This is a genomic window from Streptomyces sp. NPDC001492, assembly GCF_053597275.1.
This window is the reverse complement of the sequence record NZ_JBSFHW010000029.1, coordinates 17,286-44,173: the sequence shown is the minus strand read 5'-3', so window position 1 is coordinate 44,173 and position 26,888 is coordinate 17,286. Positions and strand designations below refer to the sequence as shown.

The 26,888-nt window shown below is 70.6% G+C and carries 30 protein-coding genes and 1 tRNA gene; 17 read left to right on the top strand and 14 right to left on the bottom strand.

Features of this window, described 5'->3' with window-relative positions:
• Positions 1-22: 22 nt before the first annotated feature.
• The gene (locus ACWC1K_RS31755; protein WP_450836391.1) at positions 23-835 is read right to left on the bottom strand and encodes a class I SAM-dependent methyltransferase; all 813 of its coding nucleotides are present in this window, start codon (positions 833-835) and stop codon (positions 23-25) included.
• A 186-nt stretch (positions 836-1,021) separates the two neighbouring features.
• On the opposite strand from ACWC1K_RS31755, the gene mshA reads away from it, so the two are divergent.
• The 3 genes from mshA to ACWC1K_RS31740 all read left to right on the top strand — a co-directional run bounded on the left by mshA (position 1,022) and on the right by ACWC1K_RS31740 (position 4,626).
• Positions 1,022-2,359 (top strand): D-inositol-3-phosphate glycosyltransferase, encoded by a 1,338-nt coding sequence (gene mshA, locus ACWC1K_RS31750; protein WP_450836390.1) that lies wholly within the window; start codon positions 1,022-1,024, stop codon positions 2,357-2,359.
• Positions 2,352-2,852, top strand: a complete 501-nt coding sequence (locus ACWC1K_RS31745; RefSeq protein ID WP_365833405.1) for a type III secretion system chaperone family protein — start codon at positions 2,352-2,354, stop codon at positions 2,850-2,852. The genes mshA and ACWC1K_RS31745 overlap by 8 nt, the downstream gene beginning before the upstream one ends.
• A gap of 130 nt (positions 2,853-2,982) precedes the next feature.
• Entirely contained in the window at positions 2,983-4,626 is a 1,644-nt protein-coding gene (locus ACWC1K_RS31740; protein ID WP_450836389.1) for a glycosyl hydrolase family 28-related protein, read from the top strand.
• A gap of 1 nt (position 4,627) precedes the next feature.
• Here the strand turns inward: ACWC1K_RS31740 and ACWC1K_RS31735 are convergent, their stop codons facing one another.
• Together ACWC1K_RS31735 and ACWC1K_RS31730 are read right to left on the bottom strand one after the other, a co-directional pair.
• Positions 4,628-5,275, bottom strand: a complete 648-nt coding sequence (locus ACWC1K_RS31735) for a class I SAM-dependent methyltransferase (protein WP_450836388.1) — start codon at positions 5,273-5,275, stop codon at positions 4,628-4,630.
• A 42-nt stretch (positions 5,276-5,317) separates the two neighbouring features.
• Positions 5,318-6,121 carry an AraC family transcriptional regulator gene (locus ACWC1K_RS31730; RefSeq protein WP_450836387.1) on the bottom strand — a complete coding sequence of 268 codons (804 nt, stop codon included), beginning with the start codon at positions 6,119-6,121 and terminating at the stop codon, positions 5,318-5,320.
• A 49-nt stretch (positions 6,122-6,170) separates the two neighbouring features.
• On the opposite strand from ACWC1K_RS31730, the gene ACWC1K_RS31725 reads away from it, so the two are divergent.
• The 3 genes from ACWC1K_RS31725 (at position 6,171) to ACWC1K_RS31715 (ending at position 7,534) form a co-directional block, all read left to right on the top strand.
• Complete coding sequence (locus ACWC1K_RS31725) at positions 6,171-6,596, top strand: DUF2000 family protein (RefSeq protein ID WP_450836386.1); 426 nt, start codon at positions 6,171-6,173, stop codon at positions 6,594-6,596.
• Positions 6,597-6,918: 322 nt separating this feature from the next.
• The gene (locus ACWC1K_RS31720) at positions 6,919-7,143 is read left to right on the top strand and encodes a hypothetical protein (protein ID WP_389087089.1); all 225 of its coding nucleotides are present in this window, start codon (positions 6,919-6,921) and stop codon (positions 7,141-7,143) included.
• A gap of 226 nt (positions 7,144-7,369) precedes the next feature.
• On the top strand, positions 7,370-7,534 hold the full coding sequence (locus tag ACWC1K_RS31715; RefSeq protein WP_450836385.1) for a hypothetical protein: 165 nt from the start codon (positions 7,370-7,372) through the stop codon (positions 7,532-7,534).
• Between the two features lie 113 nt (positions 7,535-7,647).
• Here ACWC1K_RS31715 and ACWC1K_RS31710 read toward each other — a convergent pair whose 3' ends face one another.
• A complete protein-coding gene (locus tag ACWC1K_RS31710) occupies positions 7,648-8,904 on the bottom strand; it encodes an MDR family MFS transporter (RefSeq protein WP_450836384.1) in 1,257 nt (418 codons plus the stop codon).
• A gap of 152 nt (positions 8,905-9,056) precedes the next feature.
• Between ACWC1K_RS31710 and ACWC1K_RS31705 the strand changes: the two genes are divergently transcribed.
• Positions 9,057-9,818 carry a phosphoglyceromutase gene (locus ACWC1K_RS31705; RefSeq protein ID WP_030941433.1) on the top strand — a complete coding sequence of 254 codons (762 nt, stop codon included), beginning with the start codon at positions 9,057-9,059 and terminating at the stop codon, positions 9,816-9,818.
• A gap of 69 nt (positions 9,819-9,887) precedes the next feature.
• Here ACWC1K_RS31705 and ACWC1K_RS31700 read toward each other — a convergent pair whose 3' ends face one another.
• From ACWC1K_RS31700 to ACWC1K_RS31690, 3 genes are all read right to left on the bottom strand, one after another.
• Positions 9,888-10,106 carry a hypothetical protein gene (locus ACWC1K_RS31700; RefSeq protein WP_450836383.1) on the bottom strand — a complete coding sequence of 73 codons (219 nt, stop codon included), beginning with the start codon at positions 10,104-10,106 and terminating at the stop codon, positions 9,888-9,890.
• A 308-nt stretch (positions 10,107-10,414) separates the two neighbouring features.
• The gene (locus ACWC1K_RS31695) at positions 10,415-10,633 is read right to left on the bottom strand and encodes a hypothetical protein (RefSeq protein ID WP_351480637.1); all 219 of its coding nucleotides are present in this window, start codon (positions 10,631-10,633) and stop codon (positions 10,415-10,417) included.
• 44 nt (positions 10,634-10,677) lie between these two features.
• On the bottom strand, positions 10,678-10,911 hold the full coding sequence (locus ACWC1K_RS31690) for a hypothetical protein (protein WP_450836382.1): 234 nt from the start codon (positions 10,909-10,911) through the stop codon (positions 10,678-10,680).
• A gap of 177 nt (positions 10,912-11,088) precedes the next feature.
• Between ACWC1K_RS31690 and ACWC1K_RS31685 the strand changes: the two genes are divergently transcribed.
• Positions 11,089-12,219 carry an FAD-dependent oxidoreductase gene (locus tag ACWC1K_RS31685; RefSeq protein WP_450836381.1) on the top strand — a complete coding sequence of 377 codons (1,131 nt, stop codon included), beginning with the start codon at positions 11,089-11,091 and terminating at the stop codon, positions 12,217-12,219.
• Positions 12,220-12,314: 95 nt separating this feature from the next.
• On the opposite strand, the gene ACWC1K_RS31680 is transcribed toward ACWC1K_RS31685, so the two are convergent.
• The 3 genes from ACWC1K_RS31680 to phoU all read right to left on the bottom strand — a co-directional run bounded on the left by ACWC1K_RS31680 (position 12,315) and on the right by phoU (position 13,709).
• Positions 12,315-12,563, bottom strand: coding sequence for an SCO4226 family nickel-binding protein (locus ACWC1K_RS31680; protein WP_351480646.1), 249 nt, complete (start codon positions 12,561-12,563; stop codon positions 12,315-12,317).
• 160 nt (positions 12,564-12,723) lie between these two features.
• Positions 12,724-12,876, bottom strand: coding sequence for a hypothetical protein (locus tag ACWC1K_RS31675; RefSeq protein ID WP_351480649.1), 153 nt, complete (start codon positions 12,874-12,876; stop codon positions 12,724-12,726).
• A 131-nt stretch (positions 12,877-13,007) separates the two neighbouring features.
• Positions 13,008-13,709 carry a phosphate signaling complex protein PhoU gene (gene phoU / locus ACWC1K_RS31670; protein ID WP_450836380.1) on the bottom strand — a complete coding sequence of 234 codons (702 nt, stop codon included), beginning with the start codon at positions 13,707-13,709 and terminating at the stop codon, positions 13,008-13,010.
• Positions 13,710-13,956: 247 nt separating this feature from the next.
• Here phoU and ACWC1K_RS31665 point away from each other — a divergent pair, with 247 nt between their 5' ends.
• Together ACWC1K_RS31665 and ACWC1K_RS31660 are read left to right on the top strand one after the other, a co-directional pair.
• Positions 13,957-15,225, top strand: coding sequence for a sensor histidine kinase (locus ACWC1K_RS31665; RefSeq protein ID WP_450836379.1), 1,269 nt, complete (start codon positions 13,957-13,959; stop codon positions 15,223-15,225).
• Complete coding sequence (locus ACWC1K_RS31660; protein ID WP_015659563.1) at positions 15,222-15,902, top strand: response regulator transcription factor; 681 nt, start codon at positions 15,222-15,224, stop codon at positions 15,900-15,902. Before ACWC1K_RS31665 ends, ACWC1K_RS31660 begins: the two co-directional genes overlap by 4 nt.
• Positions 15,903-15,978: 76 nt before the next feature.
• Here the strand turns inward: ACWC1K_RS31660 and ACWC1K_RS31655 are convergent, their stop codons facing one another.
• The gene (locus tag ACWC1K_RS31655; RefSeq protein ID WP_450836378.1) at positions 15,979-16,650 is read right to left on the bottom strand and encodes a DUF461 domain-containing protein; all 672 of its coding nucleotides are present in this window, start codon (positions 16,648-16,650) and stop codon (positions 15,979-15,981) included.
• Positions 16,651-17,263: 613 nt separating this feature from the next.
• On the opposite strand from ACWC1K_RS31655, the gene ACWC1K_RS31650 reads away from it, so the two are divergent.
• The 6 genes from ACWC1K_RS31650 (at position 17,264) to ACWC1K_RS31625 (ending at position 23,695) form a co-directional block, all read left to right on the top strand.
• The gene (locus tag ACWC1K_RS31650; protein ID WP_003953493.1) at positions 17,264-17,746 is read left to right on the top strand and encodes a CarD family transcriptional regulator; all 483 of its coding nucleotides are present in this window, start codon (positions 17,264-17,266) and stop codon (positions 17,744-17,746) included.
• 276 nt (positions 17,747-18,022) lie between these two features.
• Positions 18,023-18,775: a 2-C-methyl-D-erythritol 4-phosphate cytidylyltransferase gene (gene ispD / locus ACWC1K_RS31645; RefSeq protein ID WP_351480660.1), complete on the top strand. Its 753-nt coding sequence runs from the start codon at positions 18,023-18,025 to the stop codon at positions 18,773-18,775.
• Complete coding sequence (gene ispF / locus ACWC1K_RS31640; RefSeq protein WP_450836377.1) at positions 18,765-19,271, top strand: 2-C-methyl-D-erythritol 2,4-cyclodiphosphate synthase; 507 nt, start codon at positions 18,765-18,767, stop codon at positions 19,269-19,271. The genes ispD and ispF overlap by 11 nt, the downstream gene beginning before the upstream one ends.
• Positions 19,272-19,341: 70 nt before the next feature.
• Positions 19,342-20,739: a cysteine--tRNA ligase gene (gene cysS, locus ACWC1K_RS31635; RefSeq protein WP_450836376.1), complete on the top strand. Its 1,398-nt coding sequence runs from the start codon at positions 19,342-19,344 to the stop codon at positions 20,737-20,739.
• Positions 20,740-20,846: 107 nt separating this feature from the next.
• Positions 20,847-21,788 (top strand): 23S rRNA (guanosine(2251)-2'-O)-methyltransferase RlmB, encoded by a 942-nt coding sequence (gene rlmB / locus ACWC1K_RS31630; protein WP_450836375.1) that lies wholly within the window; start codon positions 20,847-20,849, stop codon positions 21,786-21,788.
• 236 nt (positions 21,789-22,024) lie between these two features.
• Positions 22,025-23,695, top strand: coding sequence for a DoxX family protein (locus tag ACWC1K_RS31625; protein WP_450836374.1), 1,671 nt, complete (start codon positions 22,025-22,027; stop codon positions 23,693-23,695).
• Positions 23,696-23,899: 204 nt separating this feature from the next.
• Here ACWC1K_RS31625 and ACWC1K_RS31620 read toward each other — a convergent pair whose 3' ends face one another.
• The 3 genes from ACWC1K_RS31620 to ACWC1K_RS31610 form a co-directional block, all read right to left on the bottom strand.
• Positions 23,900-24,631: a nucleotidyltransferase family protein gene (locus tag ACWC1K_RS31620; RefSeq protein ID WP_450836373.1), complete on the bottom strand. Its 732-nt coding sequence runs from the start codon at positions 24,629-24,631 to the stop codon at positions 23,900-23,902.
• 118 nt (positions 24,632-24,749) lie between these two features.
• Positions 24,750-25,205 carry a hypothetical protein gene (locus ACWC1K_RS31615; RefSeq protein ID WP_450836372.1) on the bottom strand — a complete coding sequence of 152 codons (456 nt, stop codon included), beginning with the start codon at positions 25,203-25,205 and terminating at the stop codon, positions 24,750-24,752.
• A 236-nt stretch (positions 25,206-25,441) separates the two neighbouring features.
• Positions 25,442-26,578: an ABC transporter ATP-binding protein gene (locus ACWC1K_RS31610; protein WP_450836371.1), complete on the bottom strand. Its 1,137-nt coding sequence runs from the start codon at positions 26,576-26,578 to the stop codon at positions 25,442-25,444.
• Between the two features lie 215 nt (positions 26,579-26,793).
• Between ACWC1K_RS31610 and ACWC1K_RS31605 the strand changes: the two genes are divergently transcribed.
• A tRNA-Thr gene (locus ACWC1K_RS31605) sits at positions 26,794-26,867 on the top strand.
• The last annotated feature ends 21 nt before the right edge of the window (positions 26,868-26,888 follow it).

Below are 26,888 nucleotides of genomic sequence, written 5' to 3'. Positions count from 1 at the left end.
GCAGGTCAGAGGCGAAGGCCGGTCAGCCGCGGGGTGCCAACGCCTCCCAGGCCAGCGTCACTTCTCCTTGCCGCCACCGCTCCGTCCCGTCCGTCACCGGCCAGTCGGCCGTCAGATCCCGCACCGCGCGGATCCAGCGCTGCCGGGCGCCGTAGGAGGCGTAGGGCGCGGCGGCGGACCAGGCGCGGTCGAAGTCGCGCAGGAAGGCGTGCACGGGTTCGCCGGGGACATTGCGGTGGATGAGCGCCTTGGGGAGGCGTTCGGCGAGGTCCGAGGGCCGGTCCAGGGAGCCGAGCCGGGTCGCGAAGGTGACCGTCCGCGGCCCCTCGGGACCGAGCGCGACCCAGACGTGCCGGCGCCCGATCTCGTCGCAGGTCCCCTCGACCAGCAGTCCGCCGCGGGAGTGCTCGGTCGCCGGGGCCAGCCGGGCGCACAGTCGCTGCCACACCGCGGCGACCTCGGACTCGTCGTACTGGCGCAGCACGTTGGCCGCGCGGACGAGATGCGGCCGCTGGGGGAGGGGGATCTCGAACCCGCCGTGCCGGAAGACCAGGCCTTCGCGCTCGTACGGCTTCGCCGCCGTCACCCGGGCCGGTTCGATCTCGACGCCGACCACACGGGTGCGGGGCGCCGTCGCGCGGAGCCGGGTGAGGAGTTCGACGGCCGTCCAGGGGGCGGCGCCGTAGCCGAGGTCGACGGCGACGGGATCGGCGGCGCGGCGCAGCTCGGCGCCGTGCGTGGCCGCGATCCAGCGGTCCATGCGGCGCAGCCGGTTGGGGTTGGTGGTCCCGCGTGTCACGGTTCCCACAGGGCGGGGCGTGGCGCGGGAAGTCATGCGTACGAGGGTATGCGGACGGTGCGCGGCCCCACGCACCCGAGCGTCGAACGGTTGAGCGATCTCCGGTAATGCCTCGGCAAAATCCCCTTCGCCGGGGATGGGAACCCGTCCCCGCGCTGTTGCCTCCCTTGGAGGGCGCCCCACACCCTCGCCCAGGCATGCCCGCACAAGGAGGAACGCCACGTGAGCCAGTACGTCAGCAGGCTCGGGCGACGCTCCCAGGCGGCGCCCGCGCGGCTGAGGCTGCACCGCCGCCCGCGCCGCGTCGCCATGCTCTCCGTGCACACCTCACCACTCCACCAGCCCGGCACGGGCGACGCCGGCGGCATGAACGTCTACATCGTGGAGCTCGCGCAGCGCCTCGCCGCGATCAACATCGAGGTCGAGATCTTCACGCGCGCCACCACGGCCGCCCTCCCCCCGAGCGTCGAGCTGGCCCCGGGCGTCCTCGTCCGCCATGTCGACGCGGGCCCGTACGAGGGCCTGGCGAAGGAGGAACTCCCGGCCCAGCTGTGCGCCTTCACCCACGGGGTGATGCAGGCCTGGGCGGGCCACCGCCCCGGCTACTACGACCTCGTGCACTCCCACTACTGGCTCTCCGGACATGTCGGCTGGCTCGCCGCCCAGCGCTGGGGCGCCCCCCTGGTCCATGCCATGCACACCATGGCCAAGGTCAAGAACGCCAACCTGGCCGACGGCGACACCCCCGAGCCCGTGGCCCGTGTGATCGGCGAGACCCAGATCGTCGAGGCGGCCGACCGGCTCATCGCCAACACCGCCGAGGAAGCCGACGAACTCGTACGGCACTACAGCGCCGACCCCGGCAAGGTCGCCGTGGTCCACCCGGGCGTCAACCTGGACCGCTTCCGTCCCGCCGACGGCCGCGCCGCCGCCCGCGCCCGCCTCGACCTCCCGCAGGACGCCCTGATCCCCCTCTTCGCGGGCCGCATCCAGCCCCTGAAGGCCCCGGACGTGCTGCTGCGCGCGGTCGCCGTCCTCCTGGACGAGCGTCCCGAGCTGCGCTCCCGCATCCTCGTGCCGATCGTCGGCGGCCCCAGCGGCAGTGGCCTCGCCAAGCCCGAGGGTCTGCAGAAACTGGCCTCCCGCCTGGGCATCGCGGACGTGGTGCGCTTCCGTCCGCCGGTCGGCCAGGACCAGCTCGCGGACTGGTTCAGGGCCGCGTCCGTCCTCGTCATGCCGTCCTACAGCGAGTCCTTCGGCCTGGTCGCCATCGAGGCGCAGGCGGCCGGCACACCGGTGCTCGCGGCCTCGGTCGGCGGACTGCCGGTGGCCGTGAGCGACCGGGAGACCGGTTTCCTCGTACAGGGCCACAACCCGGCCGACTACGCGCGCGTGCTGTCCGCGTTCGCCGACGACCCGACGCTCCCGACCCGCATGGGTGCGGCCGCCGCCCGGCACGCGCAGTCCTTCGGCTGGGACACCGCGGCCGCCGCGACGGCGGACGTCTACACGGCCGCGATGCAGTCGCACCGCCGTCGCGTACGCTCCCACCATGGCTGATGCAGAGAAAGCGGCCCAGGTGATCGAAGGCGTCCTGAAGGACGCCGAACTCGAATGGGAGAGCCCCGCCCCCGGCAACTACGTCGTTCAGCTCCCCGGCACCCGGAAGCTGAAGACGACCGTCTCCCTCCTGGTCGGCCGGCACTCCCTCTCCCTCAACGCCTTCGTCATCCGCCACCCCGACGAGAACGAGCCGGGCGTCCACCGCTGGCTCCTGGAACGCAACCTCAAGCTGTACGGCGTGAGTTACGCCGTCGACCAGCTGGGCGACATCTACGTCGCGGGCAAGCTCCCCCTCTCCGCCGTCACCCCCGACGAGATCGACCGCCTGCTCGGCCAGGTCCTGGAGGCGGCGGACGGCAGCTTCAACACCCTCCTGGAACTCGGCTTCGCGTCCGCGATCCGCAAGGAGTACGCGTGGCGGGTGGCACGGGGAGAGTCGACGCGGAACCTGGACGCGTTCACTCATCTGACCCAGCGCTCTGCTGAATAACTCCCGCCCGCCCCCTTTCCGAGCACGGTCCCTCGTGGCATGCTCACGGCCGACGCAGATCTGAACGTCGTTCATATCCATGAAGAGTCGCATGGAAAGGGCGTACGGAATGAGCACGGCGCACCAGGGCATGACCAGACGGAGCCTTCTCGCCGGCGCCACCGCTGTGGCGGCCGCCGCGGCCACCGGCACACCCGCCTCCGCAGCCCCGACCGGCAGCCAAGTCCCCACCATCTGGCGGGAGTTCGTCCGCACTCCCTTCACTCATCCGCAGATCCCGTACGTCGGCCGGGCGGGCTGCCTGCGCGGGGCGGCGCGCTTCCCCCGCCGCCCCGCCGTGGCCGACGTGCGCGACTACGGCGCCGAGGAGGGCGGTCTCACCGACTGCGCCCCCGCGATCAACCGTGCCGTCGCCGCCGCCGGGAGGGCCGGCGGCGGCACGGTCACCATCCCGCCGGGGACCTTCCGCATCGACGGCCTGATCCACATCGGGTACGACAACGTCGTGCTGCGCGGCGCCGGGAGCGGCCGTACGACGCTGTACGCGACGAAGAGCCTCACCGAGCTGATCGGGGTCTACGGCTCCCGATACGGCGGCACCAAGTCGGCCTGGTCCTGGGCGGGCGGTCTGATCTGGCTGGCCCCGCGGGCCCGTTGGGACTCACTCGTCGCCGCCATCAGGGCCCAGGCCTGGCCCTTCGAGGGCTGGACCGGCAACAGGCGGGACGAGTGGGAGCCCCTGACGGCCGTGGAGCCCGCGCGGCAAGGGGACTGGACGGTGACGGTCGCCGACCCCTCACGGCTGCGACCCGGCCGACTGGTCCTCCTGCGCATCGCCGACGACGCCGGCCACACCCTCCTCCAGCACATGTCGGGCGGCGGCCCCGGACCGGCGGCGTACTCCTGGCAGGACAAGACGAAGCTGCTGTCGTACGTCCCCTACGAGTGGCCGGTCCGGGTGGCCCGCGTGCGCGGCCGAAGAGTCACGCTGGAGCGCCCGCTCCCGCTCGACCTGCGCCCCGAATGGAATCCCCAGTTCACCACGCACACAAGGGAGTTGACCGGTGCGGGCGTCGAAGGTCTCACCCTCGACGTCATGGAGACCCCCCAGTCGCCGCACCTCCTCGACAAGGGCTACAACGGCGTCGCGCTGCAGTGCGCCTACGACTGCTGGGTGGACGACGTGACCGTACGCAACGTCGACAACGGGTTCGGGCTGGTCGCCGCGTCCTCCTGCACCCTGCGCCGCACCAGGGTCGGCGGCCGCGGCGAACACCACCCCTACTTCTGCCGCGAGGGCTCGCACGACAACCTGATCGAGGACTTCACGATCGAACAGCGCACGATCCCGGCCCCGGAGGGGACACAGCTGCACGGCATCAACGTCGAGGGCCTGTCCTCCTACAACGTCTGGTCGCGCGGCGACCTGCGGATGGGCACCTTCGACTCCCACCGGGGCCTGCCCTTCGCGAACGTCCGCACCGACATCACCGTCGACAACAACGGCCGCCACGGCGGCGACGCGAACGCCGGCCCCCTCTTCGGCGCCCGCTTCGCCCACTGGAACATCCGCGTGACGAACCGCAGGGCGGGTCTGGTGAAGATCGACGGACTCGCGCCGTACTCAGCGACCGTCGGCGTCAACGAGGTCACCGAGTTCGACCAGGTCGACGTACCGGACTTCACCGGGGACCTGCATACGCGGCTGGAGCTGTATCCCACGACGAACGAGGTCCGGCCGCGGAACCTGTACGAGGCGCAGCGCGCGCTGTGACTCAGGCGCGGCGCAGGGTGTCGTAGCCGATGAAGTCGAACATGCGCCGGCCGGGTTTCAGGGGGCGGGGCTCACCGGCGAACCGGTGGGCTCCGACGCCGTGGCCGAGGCTGGGGTCGGACACCCACAGCCGCTCGAAGTCCCGCTCCTCCAGCCAGGCGCAGATCTGGGGCACCAGGTCGGGCTCGAAGTGCCGGGTGCGGGTCCAGACGACCGTGCCGCCGGGCCGGCAGAGCTGTGCGAGGTGGTCGATCGTCCGCTCGACGTCGGCGTCGACCAGGTTGCCCAGCACCCCGCAGACGAGGACGAGGTCGGCGGGCACGAGAGGGGCGTAGTGGTCCGTCAGGGAGGCGTCCCCGGCGAGGACTTCGACGTCCGGCAGCCCCGCGGCCTGCGCCGCACTCCGCGCCACCTCGACGTTTCGCTCGTCCAGCTCGACCAGCCGGGCCCGGACGTCGGCCCGTCGGGGGTGGTCGCGGAGCACACCGATCAGGTCGCGGCCCTGTCCGGCGCAGAGGCTGACCGCGGTGAGCGGGCCGGCCGGGGCCTCGTCGAGGGCGAGCCGGATGCGTTCCTGGACGAGGGCCAGGCGCCGGCCGAGATAGGAGTCGGGTGAGTCGTACGCATCGTGCCACTCATGCCAGTCCATGAGTCGGACGATATGGCCGCGGGCCTCGCAAGAGCTGCCTTGTCACACCTTCTTCGCATAACGCCCCGGAGTCACTCCCACCAACTTCCGGAAATGCCGGGTGAGATGGGACTGGTCGAAGAACCCGGTGGCGGACGCGACCTCCCCCGGCGACCGGCCGTCGAGCAGGAGCCGGCGGGCGCGGTCGACGCGGCGGGAGTTCAGGTACTGGTGCGGCGCGATGCCGTAGGCGGTGCTGAACGCCCGCACCAGATGCGCGGGATGGGCGTGCACGAGCCCCGCTGCCTCGTCGAGGGTGAGGCCGTCGACCACGCGCTCGTCGAGGAGTTCGCGCAGACGGCGGGCCAGGGCGGGATCGGGCCGGGAGTTGGTGGGAGGGGCACTCGGCCGCAGCTGGGACCGCAGCCGCTCCCCGATGAAGGTCAGCCTGCTCTCGGCCTCCAGCTCGTCCCCGGCGTGCGCGAGGGCGGTGTGCAACTGCCCGACGCGCCGCCGCAGTACGGGGTCGCGCAGGTCCGGCTGGTCGACGGCGGCCCCGATGAGGTCGTCGCCCAGGTGTGTGCCGTCGAGATAGAGGACACGCTTGCGGAAGCCGTGCGGGGTGGCGGGGGAGCCGTTGTGCGGGACGTGCGGCGGCAGGAGGGTGACCGTGTCGTGCGGGGTGCCGTGCTCATGCCGGTCGAGGTCGTACCGTACGGCTCCGTCGTCCACGATGAGCAGCGTCCACGCCTCGTGGACGTGCATCGGGTAGGCGTACTCGGTGAAGTGCGCGTGGAAGACCTCCACGACGCCGGGTATCCGGGGGCGCCAGGCGGAGACCTCCTGCCGGGGGCGCTGAGCGGCCATGCAAAGAACGTACAAGACGGGGCCGTACGACGGTCGGCAGTCTCGGTGCATGAGCACTGAACCGATGCGCTTCGACACCAAGATCGCTGTCCTGCTGCGGGAGGACCTGGAGCCCTGGCAGCGGCTGAACGTGACCGCGTTCCTGGTCAGCGGCCTGGGGACGGCGGTTCCCGAGGTGATCGGCGAGCCCTACGAGGACGCGGACGGCATCCGGTACCTGCCCATGTTCCGCCAGCCGGTACTGGTCTTCGAGGGTGCGAAGGAGACGCTGACGGCGGCCCACGGGCGGGCGCTGTCCCGGGCCCTGCCGCGCTCGGTCTTCACCTCCGACCTGTTCGGCACGGGCAACGACCGCGACAACCGGGCGGCGGTGCGGGCCGTGGGGACGGGTGATCTGGACCTGGTGGGGATGGCGGTCCACGGCCCGAGGAACGCTGTGGACAAGGTGCTGAAAGGTGCACGGATGCATCCGTGACCGAATCTGCACACTCAATGCGCAACCACGGTACGAGTGAGTTCCGGGTGAGTTCTGTTGATGCGGAGTTGTCCTGTTCGCGGCAGCCGGGGCAACACCTGTCGGCTTCCTGTGCGGCGCTCGGTGTAGAGAAGCTGCCCCCAATTCGTGTGCATGCCCACACGCTTCGGTGGCCGACCGTTTCAACTGCCCAGCTCCGGGTGCCTTCGCACTGGATGCCGGGCACGCTCCGTGGTTTGATCCTCCGCACCGAGCCCCGTCTTCTGTCCCCCCGCGGGGCCGCTCCCCCCTCTGGCACATCCATGCGAAGGGCAGTTTCACCATGAACTCCGCTCCCCAGGTTCAGACCGCCGAGATCTCCGACGCCGACCTCGACGCCGTCTCCGGCGGTCTGGCCCCGCAGGTCTCCCTCACCGCCGGCTCCACGACGCTCAGCAGCGCGGACGCCCTGGCCGAGCTCGACACGCTCAAGGCGACGGCCCTGGGCACCCTCGGCGGCACCCTCGGTGCCCTCCCGCACCAGGTCGGTGTGAACGCCAGCTTCTGATCGCCCGGCCGGCGACCTGACAGCGCCGGCACCGGTCGACAGCAACGGCGACAAGCCCTCCACTGGCGGGGAACCGCAGGTGGGGGGCTTCGTCGTGTCTTCTCCCACGTCCACACGGGTGGCGCCACGTGCGACGCATTCGGGTGCTTGTGTGCACGTGGCGCTTCCTGCACGGCGGCTGGGCGGCATACCTCCGGCAAGCACACACCTACCGAAGGAGACGCTTATGCGTGTATCTGCCGTGCTGGCCGCCCTCGCGCTCGCCGGGGCAGTCCTGCTGGGAGGCGCGGCCCAGGCCCTCGCCGACGGCCCCGACGACGACCCGCTCAACGACGTGGCCAAGGTCAACGGCGACCCCGACTTCGGCAAGTTCGAGGGGACGTTCAACTAGGCTTCCGGGCACCGAGCGCCGGGCGTTGCTTGATTCCCCGCCCCGCGCCTTGATGTTCTCGGTGCGGGGCGGGGGCTTTTCCGACGCCCTCCCCGCCCCGGGCGGCGGACACCTCACCCCGCCGCGACCTCGGCCCCGGCGGCCGCCGGAACCGAAGCCGCCGCCTCCGCCGCCGGAAGCCGCCGCATCAGGGCGCCGTACCCGACGGCCGCCGCCGTGCCGACGACCGCGCACAGCCCCCACAGCCACTCGGCCCCGAACCGGTCGATGACCAGCCCGGACATCAGCGGAGCGACCAGCGCGGCGAGAGACCACGACAGCGTGTACACGCCCTGGTAGCGCCCCCGGCCGTGCACCGGCGACAGCCGTACGACCAGCCCCGTCTGCGTCGGCGCGTTGAGCATCTCGCCCAGAGTCCATACGCACACGGTGAGCGCGAAGACGCCGACCGACCCGGCGAACGCGGTGAGCCCGAAGCCGTATCCGGCCAGCAGGGACGAGACCACGAGCAGCCGCCGGGGATCCCGGCGCTCGATGAACCGGGTGACGGGGATCTGCAGCGCGACGATCAGTACGCCGTTGACGGCGATGGCCATGCCGTAGTCGGCGGGGGTGAACCCCGCCTGCCCCATCGCGACGGGCAGCCCGACGGACCCCTGCTGAAAGACGAGCGCGACGAGGAAGGACAGTCCGACCACACCCATGTACCGCTTGTCGCGGACGACCGCACCCAGACCGACGGCGTCCTCCTTCGCCCCCTTGGAGACGCCGGCGACCGGCCGCGACTCGGGCAGCCTGAGGAAGACGACGAGCGCGCAGACGGCCGTCATCCCGGCCTCGATCAGAAACCCGGCGAGATAGCTGAACTCGGCGATGAACCCGGCGGCCATGGAGGAGACGGCGAACCCGAGGTTGATCGCCCAGTAGTTGAGGGAGAAGGCGCGCACCCGGTCCTCGGGCCGCACGATGTCGGCCATCATCGCCTGGACGGCGGGCCGGGAGGCGTTGGACGCCATGCCCACCAGGAACGCGACACCGGCGATGGCGAAGGGATCGTGCACGAACCCGAGGAGCGCGACGGAGGCGGCGGTCGACGACTGGGCGATCAGCAGGGTGGGCCGCCGCCCGAGCCGGTCGGCCATGACGCCGCCCGCGAGCGAGGAGACGACTCCGCCGAGCCCGTGCAGGGACGCGACGAGACCGGCGTAGGAGGCGGAGTACCCGCGGTCGATCGTCAGGTACAGAGCCATGAAGGTGGCGACGAAAGCCCCGAGCCGGTTGACGAGGGTGCTGGTCCACAGCCACCAGAACTCGCGGGGCAGCCCGGAGACGGTCTCCCGGGCGGCACGTCTCAGACTGGCGACTGACATCGAGAATCCCCCATGGACGTAAGTGGCGCAGACAGCAGGCACAACTTACGCGTGGGCCGAGTGGCGCGGCCACTCAATTAACAGATGCCGTCAACTGTCCGTCTGCTGGGCGGGCCTCCTGTGGCCCGAATGCGTGGATTACGCTCTGGGACATGGCCGACGCACCGTACAAGCTGATCCTCCTCCGCCACGGCGAGAGCGAGTGGAACGCGAAGAACCTGTTCACCGGCTGGGTGGACGTGAACCTGAACGAGAAGGGCGAGAAGGAGGCAGTCCGCGGTGGCGAACTCCTGAAGGACGCCGACCTCCTCCCCGACGTGGTCCACACGTCCCTCCAGAAGCGCGCGATCCGCACGGCGCAGCTCGCGCTGGAGTCCGCGGACCGCCACTGGATCCCGGTCCACCGCAGCTGGCGTCTGAACGAGCGCCACTACGGCGCCCTCCAGGGCAAGGACAAGGCGCAGACCCTCGCGGAGTTCGGCGAGGAGCAGTTCATGCTGTGGCGCCGCTCGTACGACACCCCGCCCCCGCCCCTCGAGGACGGCACGGAGTTCTCCCAGTCGGACGACCCGCGCTACGCGTCGATCCCCCCGGAGCTCCGTCCCCGCACGGAGTGCCTGAAGGACGTCGTCGTCCGCATGCTCCCTTACTGGTACGACGGCATCGTCCCGGACCTCCTGGCCGGCCGCACGGTCCTCGTCGCCGCCCACGGCAACAGCCTCCGCGCCCTGGTCAAGCACCTGGACGGCATCTCGGACGCGGACATCGCGGGCCTGAACATCCCGACCGGCATCCCGCTCTCCTACGAGCTCGACGCCGACTTCAAGCCGGTCACCCCCGGCGGCAAGTACCTCGACCCGGAGGCGGCCGCGGCGGCCATCGAGGCGGTCAAGAACCAGGGCAAGAAGAAGTAACCCGCACTGATCAGGCCCCCTGCCCGCGGTTCCTCCGCCGGCGGGGGGCTTGTCGCTGTGCTGGGGCCGTCAGGGGAGCTTCCTCATCACCCGCAACCCGATCCAGTACGCGAGGACGGCCACCGCGAGGCTGACGAGCGCAGCGGCGGTGTACGGATACTCCTGGGTCAGATGCCTCGTCGCTTCAAGAGCGGGCTCGCGACTGAAGAAGAAGCCGGTTGTGGCCGCCAGGGCGGCGCCGGCCTTGTCCTTGGTCCACCGCGCCTTCGGGCCGCAGTTGCTTGTCACGGGACGGTTGTATCGGGGACAAGGGCGGGGCACAAGATCCCGCCAGCTACCTTGAGCCCGTGACCGGTGGAAGCAGACGCGTCAAAGCGGTGGCCTGGGCCGTTGTCGGGTGGGCCCTGACGACAGTGGTGATGCGCTTTGTCGGTCTGTTCGACGACGAGTTGGAGAGCTGGCCGGCGTGCGCCGTTCTGGCCGCTGCTGCCGTCGCGACGGGGGAGCTGTCGGACCGCTGGCACCGGCGTCGGCGAAGGGCGAAGGCGCGCGGGTCTTCCGGCTCCCTTGACACCCGCGAGTGATCGCGGCTTCCCTCACGCCTCCGGACCCCAGTGTTCCGGCCCCACCCCCCGCCAGTCGATCCACGGCGACTGCGCCACGTCCGCGGGATCGATCTCCAGACCGGCCCGGCGGAGGAACTCCGCGACGTCCGCCACGTTGTACGCGAGCCCCAGGATCTCGCCGTCCACGCGGACCCGTCGGCCGCCCGTGGGGGAGGGTGGATGCACGATCACGCGAATCGGTCCGGCCATGCCTTCAGGATCATCCGGGATGTCCGGGCCTGCACTCCAGCGTGTCATCGGGGGAGCCGTTCACTGGTGGTTTGGTGGGATCGTCCCAGGTCACGCAGGTCCCACCAGGCTTCTGGGCTGGGGCGCCGGTGCTGCCAGTAGGGGTGGAAGTACACCCGGGTCGACAGTCGGTGCAGGCGTCGGCGCAGCTCGGTGCGGCCGGGGTGCTCGGCGAGCCGGCGGTAGGTGGCACTCCAGTCCTGCTGCGCCTGGGCGAGGTCGGCGGGGAACGGTCGCATGGCCGAATTCAAGCATGTGTTCGATTTTCTGGGCCACCCCAGATCGCTGTCGGGTGGATGTAGGCGACTCGTCGGGGCTGTCGGACGGATGTAGGTGGCGCGTCGGTGGGGGCTGACACCTTCCAGGGAAGGGGCCGACCGGAGCTCGCCGGGCGGCCCGATCCCTGAGGAGCCACCATGGACACACCTGTCACGATCATCGGCGCCGGACTCGGCGGACTCACGCTCGCCCGCGTTCTGCACGTCCACGGCATCCCGGCCACCGTCTACGAGGCGGAGGCCTCCCCGTCGGCGCGCGCACAGGGCGGGATGCTCGACATCCACGACTACAACGGGCAGCTCGCCCTCCAGGCCGCCGGTCTGATGGACGAGTTCCGCGCCATCGTCCTGGAGGGCCGCGAGGCGATGCGGGTCCTCGACACGGACGGAACCGTCCTGTTCGACAAGGACGACGACGGCAACGGCGGACGCCCCGAGGCGATGCGCGGCGAGCTGCGGCGGATGCTGATCGACTCGCTTCCGGCCGGCACCGTCCGGTGGGGCCACAAGGTCAGCGGCACACGTGCCCTCGGCGACAGCCGCCACGAGGTCACCTTCGCCGACGGCACCACCCTCGTCACGAGCCTGCTGGTCGGCGCGGACGGCGCATGGTCACGGGTCCGGCCGTTGCTCTCCGACGCCACACCCGCGTACACCGGCACGTCGTTCGTCGAGACCTATCTGTACGAGGCCGACACCCGGCACCCCGCCGCCGCGAAGGCGGTCGGCGGCGGGATGATGATCGCGCCCTCGCCGGGCCGGGAGATCTTCGCCCACCGGGAGAGCGGCGACACCCTGCACATGTACGTGGCGCTGTCCAAGCCGCTGGACTGGTTCGCCGCCATCGACTTCACCGATGCCGCCGCGGCGACGGCACGGATCGCGGCGGAGTTCGAGGGCTGGGCGCCGGAGCTCACCGGGCTGATCACCGAGAGCGACACCGCGCCGGTCCTGCGTTCGATCCATGCCCTGCCGACCGGGCACCGCTGGGACCGGGTGCCGGGCGTGACCCTGCTCGGAGATGCCGCCCATCTCCAGGCCCCCAACGGCGAAGGCGCCAACCTCGCCATGCTCGACGGTGCCGAACTCGGCAAGGCCATGGCCGCGCACCCGGACGACACCGAGGCCGCGCTCGCCGCGTACGAGCAGGCGATGTTCCCCCGCAGCGCCGAGGCCGCCACTTTCGGCGGCGGCGAGATGCCCGGGATCGACTCCGAGGCCAACACCGCCCGCGGCCTGATCGACATGTTCACCCAGAAGGGCGAATGAGTCGCGCCTTCTCCCCGGCGCGCCCCCTTACTGCCCCGGCCCCCTGCCCGCGTACTCCCGCGGGCAGGGGGCCGTTCGCGGATCGCGCGCCGAGGTCAGACCGACAGCGGCACCGCATGCACCTCGTCCGCCTTGTGACCCGAACGCTCGTGGATGCGCTGGACCGCCTCCGCCGAGGGGGCCTCCGAGAGGCAGTAGACCGTGCCGGACTCGGGGTCCGCCCAGGCCCTTTCGAAGTGGACGCCCTCGTCCCCTTCTATGGCGAGGTCGGCCTGGTGGGCCTGTTGCAGCTGCTCGGCCGTGATGCCCTTCATCCCGTGGTGTACGTCCATGAACTGCGCCATGGCAGCGCACCTCCTTCCGCTCCTTGCGACGGCGGCTTCTTCGCTTCCCTGCTTCCATGCTGCGCTCGTCCGCGGCCCGGGGCGACTCACGGCGAAGGGCCCCGGCACGATCACCGGGGCCCTTCACGTCGTACGAGGAGTACGAGATCAACCGGAGCGGTCAGCCGCACTGACAGGGATTGCCCGACTGGCAGCCACAGCCGCAGCCCGAGCCGCAGCCGCACGCGCCGAAGAGCGGGAGGCTCTTGATCTCGGCGGGCCGGTCCGTCTCGCGCTCCTGCGTCGGGTCGGGCGTGGTGGGGGCTTCGGCCATGGGTCCTCCTGGAGGCCTAGAGGCTGGTGCCTGTGCCCATTGCATGCCCGCTGTGCTGGGCGCATCAACGGCGCACTGTGGCGTCCACACGCCCCGCCATCGGGGTTCACGCCCCCCGGGACACCTCGGTCCTACGCCCCGTCGCCCCCGCCCACCGGCTGGATCTCCGGCTGGACGTCGGCCTGCAGCTCGTCCGCGTGCTCACCCGTCACCAGGAACACCACGCGCTTGGCGACGGCCACCGCGTGGTCGGCGTACCGCTCGTAGTAGCGGCCGAGGAGGGTGACGTCCACCGCCGTCTCGATGCCGTGCTGCCAGCGGTCGTCCAGCAGGTGCTGGAAGAGGGTGCGGTGCAGCAGGTCCATCTCGTCGTCGTCCTGCTCCAGCTGGAGCGCCAGGTCGACGTCCTTGGTGATGATCACCTCGGCCGCCTTGGCCATCAGGCGCTGCGCGAGCTGGCCCATCTCCAGGATGGTCGCGTGCAGGTCGTGCGGGATCGCCCGCTCCGGGAAGCGGAGGCGGGCCAGCTTCGCCACATGCTGCGCCAGGTCGCCCGAACGCTCCAGGTCGGCCGACATACGCAGCGAGGTGACGACGATACGGAGATCCGTGGCCACCGGCTGCTGGCGGGCCAGCAGGGCTATGGCCCGGGCCTCGAGCTCGTGCTGGAGTTCGTCGACCCTCTTGTCGGCCTCGATGACGTTCTCGGCCAGCTTGAGGTCGGAGTCGAGGATGGCGGTCGTGGCGCGCCCGATCGCCGACCCGACCAGCCGGGCCATCTCCACCAGACCGTCGCCGATCGAGTCCAGTTCCTCGTGGTACGCGTCCCGCATCAGGGATCCCTCTCTTACGTGTCCTTCGGGGCTGCCGGGGCAGGGGCTCGTACGTCCTTCGGCCGAAAACCGGCAGTCAAAAACGGCGCTTCGCACCCCACGCTCCCACGTTCCGGCCCGTACGCGTCCGTTTCCGTCACCCCAAATGAACCATCACTGGCTCCAAGGTGAACTCTGGGCGACGAGTGTTCGAGCTCGCACCTCGACGGCTGTGGGGATGTCGTACCCCATGCCTAACCTGTTGGGCATGGACGTGAACGCGGCGGTCGCCGCAGCGGCAGCGATCGCCGGGGTGCTCACCGGCGTGATCGCCATGCTGGCGTTCCGCTGGAGCGAGCGGGAGCAGAAGCGCCCCACCCGCACCTCCCTGCACACGGACCCGGTGCTTCCACCGGGCGTGGACACCGTCCTGTCCGTGCTCCGCTCCTCGGCGGTCGTCCTCGACGAGGCCGACGCGGTCGTCAAGGCCAGCTCCGCGGCGTACGCCCTGGGCCTGGTCCGCGGCGGCCGGCTCTCCGTGGAACCGATGCTCCAGATGGCCCGGGACACCCGACGGGACGGCGAGATACGCCAGGTCGAACTGGACCTGCCGCGGCGGGGCACCGGGCGGGGCGGCGACGCGCTCGCCGTCTCCGCACGCGTGGCCCCGCTCGGCTCCCGGCTGGTGCTCCTGCTGGTCGAGGACCTCACCGAGGCCCGCCGCATCGAGGCGGTACGACGCGACTTCGTCGCGAACGTGAGCCACGAGCTGAAGACGCCCGTCGGCGCTCTCTCCCTCCTCTCCGAGGCCGTCATGGACGCCTCGGACGACCCGGAGGCGGTGGAGCGCTTCGCCGGCCGGATGCAGATCGAGGCCACCCGGCTCACCAGCCTGGTGCAGGAACTCATCGACCTGTCCCGAGTGCAGAACGACGACCCGCTCGAGGACGCCGAACCCGTCCGGGTGGACGAACTGGTCGCCGAGGCCATCGACCGCTGCCGCCACCAGGCCGGCGCCAAGCAGATCACCATGGCCGCCGGCGGCACCGCCGACCTGTATGTCTGGGGCAACAGGGGTCAGCTGGCCGCCGCCCTGGGCAACCTTGTGGAGAACGCCGTCAACTACTCGCCCGCCCGCACCCGTGTGGGCATAGCCGCCCGCCGGGTGACCGCGCCCGGTGGTGACCACATCGAGGTCGCCGTGACCGACCAGGGCATCGGCATCTCCGACAAGGACAAGGAGCGCATCTTCGAGCGCTTCTACCGCGTGGACCCCGCCCGCTCCCGTGCCACCGGCGGCACGGGCCTGGGACTCGCGATCGTCAAGCACGTGGCCGCCTCGCACGGCGGGGAGGTCACGGTGTGGAGCTCCGAGGGTCAGGGCTCCACGTTCACCCTGAGGCTGCCGGAGGCGGGGGCTGCCCGCGACCGCGCGCACCACCACCCCGACCCGGACGATCTCGACGACGAGGCCGACCGCACCACCCCCCAGTCATCCCCGTACGAACCGCTTCCCGCCCCGGAGGTCCTTCCGTGACCCGAGTGCTCGTCGTCGAGGACGAGGAGTCCTTCTCCGACGCCCTGTCGTACATGCTCCGCAAGGAGGGCTTCGAGGTCGCGGTCGCGACCACGGGCCCCGACGGACTCGACGAGTTCGAGCGCAACGGCGCCGACCTCGTCCTCCTCGACCTGATGCTGCCCGGGCTGCCGGGCACCGAGGTGTGCCGTCAGCTGCGCGGCCGTTCGAATGTCCCCGTCATCATGGTGACCGCCAAGGACAGCGAGATCGACAAGGTCGTAGGCCTGGAGATAGGAGCCGATGACTACGTCACCAAGCCGTTCTCGTCCCGTGAACTGGTCGCCCGCATCCGGGCCGTCCTGCGCCGCCGCGGCGAGCCCGAGGAGGTCACCCCGGCCGCCCTGGAGGCAGGCCCGGTCCGTATGGACGTGGACCGCCATGTGGTCACGGTCTCCGGCTCCAAGGTCGACCTCCCCCTCAAGGAGTTCGACCTCCTGGAAATGCTGCTGCGCAACGCGGGCCGCGTCCTGACCCGCATGCAGCTCATCGACCGCGTCTGGGGCGCCGACTACGTGGGCGACACCAAGACCCTCGACGTCCACGTCAAGCGCCTCCGCGCCAAGATCGAGCCGGACCCGGGCGCGCCGCGGTACCTGGTGACGGTTCGTGGTCTGGGCTACAAGTTCGAGCCGTAGGCCGGCCACCGGGCCCTACGACGAAGGGCGGGACCTCCTGGAGAGGTCCCGCCCTTCGTCGTACTCGTACGCGTGCTCAGTGCCCGGCGGCCGGCTTCGACGCCGAGGCGCTCGCGGAGGCCGCGTCGGTCGGGGTGGCCGAGGTGGCCGGCTTCGAGGCCGAGGTGGACGGGTTCGGGGACGCCGTCGTGCTCGTGCCCGGCTTGGGGGTGGGGGAGGCGGGGGCCGACGGGATCTCGCTCGGGCCCCAGGCCTCGAAGTAGCTCTGGGCCGGGACCACGAAGGCCTGCAGGCTCACGTCGCCGGTCTTGCTGAAGGTGAAGGTGACCTTGCGGACGCTGCCGTCCTGGACCGCCTCGCGTCCGTTGGCCAACACGGCGCTGGCGTTGCCCTTGCCGCCGATCACCACGGAACCGTGCGCCGGCACGACCAGCTTGCCGTTGCCCTTGGCCGGCTTGATCTCGGCGGTCGCGTTGACGTTCGGGAGGGTGATCGAGTCCACCGTCTGCGGGGTGTCACCGTTGTTGAAGAGGGTCGCCGAGATCACGGCCGGCCCGGGCGCCCGGACGTCGGGCTGGGTGATGATCAGGGCGTTCTGCACCTTGAGGTCGCCGACCTTGGTCGCCGCGTTGTCCGGCTTGATTTCCAGCGTCTGAGCGTCGCCGCCCGCGCCGCACGCGGCGAGCGAGGCGATCGAGAACGCGATGGCGGCGGCGGCGAGGGCGCCGCGTCGAAGGCTGCTGCTCACGGCGGCGGCAACTCCTTGACTCGAGCGTGGCGACCCGTAAAGCCGCCCTAAGTGTCTGTCAGCGGCCTTAGGTTACCGAGCCGTCCCCGAGTCGCCGCACCCGACCCTCCCTCTGGCCCGGCATGGCTCACCAGGGAGTAGTCCACAGGGGGTAGCCCACGCCTGTCCGGCATTCACATAAGTCCCTGCGGCATACCCCGTCCGGCGGGGCGCAAAATTTCCGTGAAGGAATGCGCTGCCGCTCCCGAAATTGATCACGACACGCAACAAGCCACGGAAGAACGGACCACGTAGTCGGGTGCCTGTGATCAATTCCGGAATCGACGCGGAAGCGTCTCCTGGCACCGAACGGAGTAGCGGAAGTCGCACACTTGGAACCAGACATATGCGGACGTTCCTCCTCTTGGGAGGGCCTCCGGATGTGTGTAACGTACGCGTTTCACTTCCCCCGGAGAGCCGCTCCGACCTGCGAATACCTGCTTCCGTCGAGGCCGCGCAGCACGTTCCTGTTGCTGTTGTCAAGCCCCGAGATATGCCCTGACCTGCGAAAACGCCATTCAGAACCCGCGGTTTCCGTGTTACCCTGGATAGCCACGGAAGGGGTACCTGTCACATGACGTTCAAGGTTGGCGACACCGTGGTCTATCCCCATCACGGGGCCGCGCTGATCGAGGCCATCGAAACTCGCCAGATCAAAGGCGTGGACAAGACCTACTTGGTGCTGAAGGTCGCCCAGGGTGACCTGACGGTGCGTGTGCCAGCGGACAATGCGGAGTTCGTCGGCGTACGTGATGTGGTCGGTCAGGACGGGCTGGACCGGGTCTTCGAAGTGCTGCGCGCGCCGTATGCCGAGGAGCCCACGAACTGGTCGCGTCGTTACAAGGCAAACCTGGAGAAGCTCGCCTCCGGCGATGTCATCAAGGTCGCGGAAGTGGTGCGTGACCTGTGGCGTCGTGAGCGCGAGCGCGGACTGTCCGCCGGTGAGAAGCGCATGCTCGCCAAGGCCCGCCAGATCCTGGTGAGCGAGCTCGCCCTCGCGGAGAACACGAACGAGGACAAGGCCGAGGCCCTGCTCGACGAGGTTCTCGCGTCCTGAACCTGACAGCAGGCGCAAGCCCGCTTCAGCACTCAGTACATTGAAATGCCGCGGTGCCCGATGACGTATTTCCTGTCGCCGGGCGCTGCGGCATGTTCATACCCAGGCGCCTTGCGTACGTCGTTACTGCCGGGGAGGTTCCCCCGCGATACTTGGCGTGCCGGGCCCGGGCAGCTGGCTCGACCGGTGTCACGGAAGGGTCCGGTCAAGGCGTCGCGCCCGGCACTTCCCAGGCCATACCCACGCAAGGCCAGCACACAAACCTGACAGGAACCGATGTCTGACGATTCGCGCCCTTCGCCCGCCGGAACCCGTACGGCCGCGGTGATTCCGGCCGCCGGACGGGGCGTACGCCTCGGTCCGGGCGCCCCCAAGGCACTCCGCGCGCTGGGCGGCACCCCCATGCTCATCCATGCCGTGCGTGCCATGGCCGCGTCGCGCGCGGTCTCCCTGGTCGTCGTCGTGGCGCCGCCCGACGGCGCGCCCGAGGTCAAATCGCTTCTCGACGCCCATGCGCTGCCCGAGCGGACCGACTTCCTCGTCGTCCCGGGCGGCGACTCGCGCCAGGAGTCCGTGAAACTCGGCCTCGACGCGCTGCCGCCCGGCTACGACATCGTCCTGGTGCACGACGCGGCACGACCGCTGGTTCCGGTGGACACGGTGGACGCCGTGATCGAGGCCGTACGGGAGGGTGCGCCGGCCGTCGTGCCCGCGCTGCCCCTCGCCGACACCGTCAAGGAGGTCGAACCGGCGGCGGCACCGGGCGAGCCGGAGCGGGTGGTGGCCACCCCGGAGCGCTCCCGCCTCCGCGCCGTGCAGACCCCGCAGGGGTTCGAACGGGCCACGCTCGTCCGCGCCCACGAGACCGTGACCGACGACGTCACCGACGACGCCGGCATGATCGAGCAGCTGGGCCTTGAGGTCGTCGTCGTACCCGGCCACGAGGAGGCCTTCAAGGTCACGCGCCCGCTGGACCTGGTCCTGGCCGAGGCGGTCCTGGCCCGCAGGAGGCTGAACGATGGGTTCTGACTCCTTCGGCGGCCCGCTGCCCCAGGTCGGCATCGGCACCGACATCCACGCCTTCGAGGAGGGCCGCGAGCTGTGGTGCGCGGGCCTGAAGTGGGAGGGCGAGGGCCCCGGCCTTGCCGGCCACTCCGACGCGGACGTCGTCGCACACGCCGCGTGCAACGCGCTCTTCTCCGCCGCCGGCCTCGGTGACCTGGGACAGCACTTCGGCACGGGCCGCCCCGAGTGGTCCGGAGCCTCCGGCGTCACCCTCCTCACGGAGGCCGCCCGCATCGTCCGCGAGGCGGGCTTCCGCATCGGCAACGTCGCCGTACAGGTCGTAGGCCCCCGCCCGAAGATCGGCAAGCGCCGCGACGAGGCGCAGAAGCTGCTCTCCGAGGCGGCCGGAGCACCGGTGTCGGTGTCGGGCGCCACGACGGACGGACTCGGGTTCCCGGGCCGTGAAGAGGGCCTGATGGCGATCGCGACGGCACTGGTGGTGCGGGCCGACCGGGGGTGAACGTCACGAAACCGTCCCCCTTGAGCGGAAGGGGCGCAAGGCACTGCCCTGCGCCCACTACCCTGGAGTGGTGACCATTCGCCTGTACGACACCAACGCCCGGCAGATCCGTGACTTCGTCCCGCTCACAGCGGGCTGTGTCTCGATCTACCTCTGTGGTGCCACCGTGCAGGCGGCCCCGCACATCGGGCACATCCGCTCGGGCCTCAACTTCGACATCATGCGCCGCTGGTTCGAGTACCGCGGCTATGACGTGACGTTCATCAGGAACGTCACGGACATCGACGACAAGATCATCGCGAAGGCGGCCGAGCAGAACCGCCCCTGGTGGTCGATCGGTTACGAGAACGAGCGCGCGTTCAACGACGGTTACACCGCGCTCGGCTGCCTCCCGCCGACGTACGAACCGCGGGCGACCGGCCATGTCACCGAGATGGTCGAGATGATGCAGGGCCTCATCGAGCGCGGACACGCCTACGAGGCCGACGGCAACGTCTACTTCGACGTGCGCTCCTTCCCGGGCTACCTGGAGCTGTCCCGGCAGGAACTCGACAACCTCCAGCAGCCCTCGGGCACCGGCGAGACCGGCAAGCGCGACCCGCGCGACTTCGCCATGTGGAAGTCGGCCAAGCCGGGCGAGCCGACCTGGGCGACGCCCTGGGGCCGCGGCCGTCCCGGCTGGCACCTGGAGTGCTCGGCGATGGCGCACAAGTACCTGGGCACCGCCTTCGACATCCACGGCGGCGGCCTCGACCTGATCTTCCCGCACCACGAGAACGAGATCGCCCAGGCCAAGGCCTACGGTGACGACTTCGCGCAGTACTGGGTGCACAACGCCTGGGTGACCATGGCGGGCGACAAGATGTCGAAGTCGCTGGGCAACAGCGTCCTCGTCTCCGAGATGGTCAAGACGTGGCGCCCGATCGTGCTGCGCTACTACCTCGGCACCCCGCACTACCGCTCGATGATCGAGTACAGCGAGGAGTCGCTGCGCGAGGCCGAGTCGGCGTTCGCGCGCATCGAGGGGTTCGTGCAGCGGGTGGTGGAGAAGGCCGGCACCGTCGAGCCGTCCGCCGAGGTGCCGCCCGCCTTCGCCGAGGCGATGGACGACGACCTGGGCGTGCCGCAGGCCCTCGCCATCGTGCACACCACGGTCCGGCAGGGGAACTCGGCCCTCGCCGCCGACGACAAGGAAGCCGCCGTGGCCCGCCTCGCCGAGGTGCGTGCCATGCTCGGCGTCCTCGGACTCGACCCGCTCGACCCGCACTGGGCCGGGGAGGCCGACCGCGGCGAGGACCTGCACGGCGTGGTCGACAGCCTCGTACGCCTGGTCCTCGACCAGCGCGAGGCGGCTCGCGGCCGCAAGGACTGGGCCACCGCGGACGCCATCCGCGACCAGCTCAACCAGTCGGGTCTCGCCATCGAGGACGGCCCGCAGGGCCCGCGCTGGAGCCTCGGCCCGCGCTGACCCAGCAGCTGATCAGAAGATCGATTGTGCCGCCCGGCCGTCCGGGCGGCACACTTCATAGACGTACGAACGCACGCTTCACCCTTTTGAGAGCAGACAGGTAGGTCATGGCAGCCAACAACCGCCGCATGTCCGGCAAGAAGGGCGCGCAGGTCGGCAGTGGCGGCCAGCGGCGCAAGGGCCTGGAGGGCAAGGGCCCGACCCCGCCCGCCGAGATGCGCAAGGGGCACAAGAAGAACCGCATCGCGACCGCCAAGGCCAAGCAGACGCAGCGCCGTCCGGTTCCGCGCGGACGCGGCGGCAAGTCCTCGTCCGAACTGGTCGTGGGCCGCAACCCGGTGGTCGAGGCCCTGCGCGAGGGCGTGCCCGCCTCCACGCTCTACGTCCAGCAGTTCATCGACAACGACGAGCGCGTCCGCGAGGCCCTCCAGCTCGCCGCCGAGCGCGGCGGGATCAACCTCATGGAGGCTCCCCGCCCCGAGCTCGACCGCATGACGAACGGGCTCAACCACCAGGGCCTGGTCCTCCAGGTCCCGCCGTACGAGTACGCCCACCCCGAGGACCTGGCGAACGCCGCCTACGACGAGGGCGAGGACCCGCTGATCGTCGCCCTCGACGGCGTGACCGACCCGCGCAACCTCGGCGCCGTCGTCCGCTCCGTCTCCGCCTTCGGCGGCCACGGCGTCGTCGTGCCCGAGCGGCGCGCGGCCGGCATGACCGCCGGCGCCTGGAAGACGTCGGCCGGTACGGCGGCCCGCACCCCCGTCGCCCGCGCCACCAACCTGACGCGCGCCTTGGAGGCGTACAAGAAGCAGGGCATCGTGGTCGTCGGCCTCGCCGCCGACGGCGAGCACGAGATCGGTGAACTTCAGGCCCTGGAGGGCCCCGTCGTGATCGTGGTCGGCAGTGAGGGCAAGGGCCTGTCCCGGCTCGTCGGCGAAACCTGCGACTTCCGGGTGCGGATTCCGATGCCGGGCGGTGCCGAGTCGCTGAATGCCGGGGTGGCGGCCGGGATCGTTCTGTACGAGGCGGCTCGGCGGCGGGTCTGACGGGAGTCGGCGCAGGCAGGCGGAGCCGCCGGTCGGAGGCCGGCGCAGCCGTCTCGAAGCCGCGCAGCGTGCGAGGGCGGCAGATGAGAGGGGCCGAGGCGGCCCGTCGGCGCGGCTGAACGCGCGTTCGTGCCGTCACTCGTACGGGTCAATCTGGGCGTCCCGGACAACGTTGACGCGATCCGGACACATCCGGCGGGTCAAAGCAGTGTCCTAACGACACGTCACTCGGTTAGATGAGTGTGGACACCAGAACACCCCGCACGCCCCCGGGGGACGGCCCGTCGGGATTCGATGACGCTCCCGCGCTGAGCATGGTGAAGGTGCCGAGCGATCCGGCGCAGGTCATCGTCAATCATGCGAGCTTCCGTGTGCAGCTCGGCGCCTCGGCCCGCACCCGATCGCCGCGGATCGCACGGCACTTGACCGCCACCCAGGACGCCGCCCGCACGCCCGTCGCCGGTACCGCCGCAGGAAGAGTGGGCGCGGGCGCCCGCCGCCGGCCGGTCGTCTGGAGCGGCAGGTCGGCCCCCGACGACACCGGCGCGCACCGCCTGCTCCAGGCCGTGCGCGGCGGCAGCGTCCGGCACGGCGACGAGCCGTCCGTCGACGCGGGAGCCACCCAGGTCATCCCGCGCGTGGAGGTCGGCGGCTACGACGAGGCCTACGACGAGCTGGAACAGACCGTAGAGACCCCGATCGTCGGCGCCCAGCGCGGCCGCCCCGTCGACGACATCGTCGGCACCCGCTTCCTCCCCGGCATGCGCACCGCCGGCAGCACATACGACGAGGAACACGCCTACGGCGCCCAGGAGTTCGAGGACTTCGACGAGACCGGCGAGTTCGACGACTCGGACGAGTTCGGTGACGTCGACGAGTTCGGCGAATTCGACGAGGAGGACACCGACCGGCCCACCAGGCGTCAGGGCGTCGACCCGGCACGGCACGCCTACTACCCGGGCCGCCGGATGAACCTCGGCGTCGTCCTGCTGCCCCTGCGCATCTTCCTCGGCTTCATCTCCATCTACGCCGGCATGGGCAAGCTGTGCGACCCCGTCTACTTCGACGGCGGCAAGCGCGGCTCCATGGTCAAGTGGCTCAACACCCTGCACCCCTGGGAAGTCGCCGAGCCGCTGCGGCAGTTCGCCCTGCAGCACCCCGTCGGCTCCGGCCTCGTCATCGCCTTCGCGCAGGTCCTCGTGGGCGTGCTCACGGTCCTGGGCTGCTGGCAGCGGGTCGCCGCCGTCTTCGGCGCACTGCTGTCGGCCGCGCTGATCGTCACCGTCAGCTGGAAGACCGTTCCCGCCTACGACGCCCCCGACATCATCTACCTCGCCGCCTGGTCCCCGCTGATCATCGCCGGCGCCCCCGTCTACTCCGTCGACGGCCGCCTCGCCGGCAGCGCCTGGCGGCGCCTGGGGCCCTGCTCCGACATCTGGGACCTGCGCGCCTACGTCCTGCGCCGCGGCGCCCTCGTCACGGCGATCGTGACCGGCCTAACCCTGCTCGTCGGCTCGTTGCTCGGCGGTGCGGTCCGCGACGCCGACCGTGTGATCGTCCCGGGTCCCGGCGAGGCCCCGCGCAACGAACTGCCGGGATCCCCGCTCCCGCAGGAGCCGCACAAGCGGCACAGCCAGTCGCCCTCGGCCTCGAACACGCCGACCCACGGCGCCACCGCCGGCTCCAGGCCTTCCGGCGCGGCCACCACACCGGGCGCCACCGCGACCGGCGGCACCCCCAGCCAGACCCAGGGCACCGCGGGCCGGACCCCGCGCCAGCACTCCTCACCCTCCGGCGGCGCCCCCAGCACCAGCTCCGGCCCCACCTCCGGCGGCGGAGAAGGCGGCACAGGCTCCGGCGGCACCTCCTCGGGCGACCCGGGCCTGGTGGGCGGCCTGCTGGGGTAGCCAGAGCCACTCAGCTTGGGTCCATACGAAAAGGTCCCGCACGAAAACGTGCGGGACCTTTTCCATATGCGGTGCTGTAACGCCCGGAAGGGGCGCGGGACTGTATCAGTGTGCGGCTCCGCCGCGTGGGCGTGATCAACCCCCACCGGCCCGCGGCCGAAACGCAACCGCACCCCCCGGGCTCTCACCCGCCCCGAAGCGCTCTCACCGCCCCAGAGCGGCCAGCTCCTTCGCTGCCTCCGTCAGGTCCTTGGCCGTATCGATGGCACGCCAATACGCCCCCTGCGGGATGGTGAACCCGGCCAGCCGCCGCTCACGGGCCAGATGAGGGAAGGTCGTCCGCTCGTGATCGCCCCGCTCCGGGAGCAGACCGGCGAACTCGGGCGAGAACACGTACACACCCGCGTTGATCTCGAACGTCGACGGCGGCGCCTCGATGAAGTCCGTGATGTGCCCGAAGCCGTCCGTCTTCACCGCGCCCCAGGGGATGCGCGGGCGGGCCAGGGCCAGCGTGGCGACCGCGTCGCGCTCCGTGTGGAAGTCCGCCATGTCCCGCAGCGAGAAGCGGGTCCAGATGTCGCCGTTGGTGGCGTACCAGGGCCGGTCCGGGTGCGGGAGATGGGCGGCGGCGTACCTCAGCCCGCCGCCGCGCCCGAGCGGCTCCGTCTCGACGACCGTCGTCACCTTCACCGGCAGGTCGGCGGACTTCAGCCAGTCCTGCAGCACCTCGGCGAGATGGCCGCAGCTGACCACCACGTCCGTCACGCCCTCCTCGGCCAGCCAGGCAAGCTGATGGCCGATGATCGGAGTTCCCGTACCGGGGATCTCGACCATCGGCTTGGGCCGGTCGTCGGTGTAGGGACGCAGCCGGGAACCCTGGCCACCGGCCAGGATGACGGCTTGAACGGGGCGGGACGCGGTGCTCGGATGGGTCATGACCGAACTGTACGGTGCGTCCCGCCCGCGTCCGGAGCCCGCAACGGTTCCTTAATCAGCCGTTACCCTCCTCCGAACCGTCCGTCGTGTCCACGGCGGAGGAGGGACGGTTCCGGTCTCAGCTGAGCGCGGCCGCGACGCCCGAGGCGAAGGACGTGTCGCAGACCGGGCGGGCGTAGGACTGGGCGCGCGTGGGGCCGTACATGCGGACCGCCGCGCGGCCCAGGGACCGGGCGATGGACACGCAGTGCTTGGCGAGCGAGGGGCGCTCGCTCACGGCCTGCTGGAGGTGTGTGAGGACCGTGCCCGGGTCCTCCTGCTGGAGCTCGCCCAGGAGCTTGTCACGCAGCACGTCCTGCGGGGCGCGGTGGGCGGCCCTGGCGTCCGAGGTGATGTCGGACGCGTCCGAGGCGGTGAGGACCGAGTCCGAGGGGTTTCCCGTCCAGTTGACTCGGGTGACCGCGAGGGTCCCGGAAAGCACCAGGACGACGGGCAGGACAAGGGCGAGCGTGCGGCCGATACGGCGGGCGGGGCCCCGGCCGCGTCGCGTCTGTTGGTTAGTGGAGTGCTTCACGCGAGTGAGAGTAGCGCCAGGTGATGATTTGGCGACATTTAGTAATCAATTCGAGGGACGGAGAGCCGCCTTGGATCGGGCGCGAGGTTGACGCACGGTGCTCGAAATGACCGGTGTGCCGGGGTAAATATCGACACTGAGAAGGGCCCCGCAGGCGTCTGCGGGGCCCTTCTTCGTCAACCTGGGTGAATTACCCGGGATGGGTGTTTCGGGAGTTGCCGGTCGGCCGAGTGGCCTCAGTCGGTGAGACGCTCACCGGTGGAGGTCGAGAAGACGTGGGTCTCGCCCGGGCGGGGCACCACGTGCAGCGTCGAGCCCTTCTCCGGCACCCGGCGGCCCTCGACCCGGACGACCAGGTCCTTGGTCTCGCCGCCGACCTCGGCGGTGCCGTAGACGTAGCCGTCGGCGCCGAGCTCCTCGACGACGTTCACGGAGACCGCGAGACCGGCCGGCTTGTCCTCGGTGTCCTTCGACAGGGCGGAGGCGGCGGCGCCGCCCTCCTCGACGATGTCGAAGTGCTCGGGACGGACGCCGACGGTGACCGTGCGGTCGCCCTTGTCGGCGGCGGCCTTCAGGGCGTCACGGTTGACCGGGACGACGCTGTTGCCGAACTTCACACCGCCGTCGGTGATCGGGACCTCGACGAGGTTCATGGCCGGGGAGCCGATGAAGCCGGCGACGAAGAGGTTGGCGGGCCGGTCGTACATGTTGCGCGGCGAGTCGACCTGCTGGAGCAGACCGTCCTTGAGGACGGCCACGCGGTCGCCCATCGTCATGGCCTCGACCTGGTCGTGGGTGACGTAGACGGTGGTGATGCCGAGACGGCGCTGGAGCGAGGCGATCTGCGTACGGGTCGACACACGGAGCTTGGCGTCCAGGTTGGACAGCGGCTCGTCCATGAGGAAGACCTGGGGCTCACGGACGATGGCGCGGCCCATGGCGACACGCTGGCGCTGACCGCCGGAGAGGGCCTTCGGCTTGCGGTCCAGGTACTCGGTGAGGTCGAGGATCTTCGCGGCCTCTTCGACCTTCTTGCGGATCTCCGCCTTGTTGACGCCGGCGATCTTGAGCGCGAAGCCCATGTTGTCGGCGACGGTCATGTGCGGGTACAGCGCGTAGTTCTGGAACACCATGGCGATGTCCCGGTCCTTGGGCGGCAGGTGCGTGACATCGCGGTCACCGATGCGGATGGCGCCGGCGTTCACGTCCTCGAGCCCCGCGAGCATGCGGAGCGAGGTGGACTTGCCGCAGCCGGACGGACCGACGAGGACGAGGAACTCGCCGTCCCCGACTTCGATCTCCAGACCGTCGACGGCGGGCTTCTCGGTGCCCGGGTAGATCCGGGTCGCCTTGTCGAACGTAACAGTGGCCATGGTGATGGGCCCCCTTCTACCGGCAGGAACGTGCCGGACGATCCGTTGTAGGAAGGTGGTGGTGTAGTCCATCGGAGCGGACTGGCTCAGGACGCTACCTGGCGTTCGCCTGATCTGTCAGTACCCCAGGGGCTGTGAACTTCGCGGAAATTTTCGACAGGGGCGGGCCGGGACCTGGGTACACTGCACGGGCACGCACGCGTACCCGCGTGCAGGCCTCCTTAGCTCAGCTGGTCAGAGCGCCGCTCTTGTAAAGCGAAGGTCGTCGGTTCGAATCCGACAGGGGGCTCGGTGAACAGGGGCGGCCCTC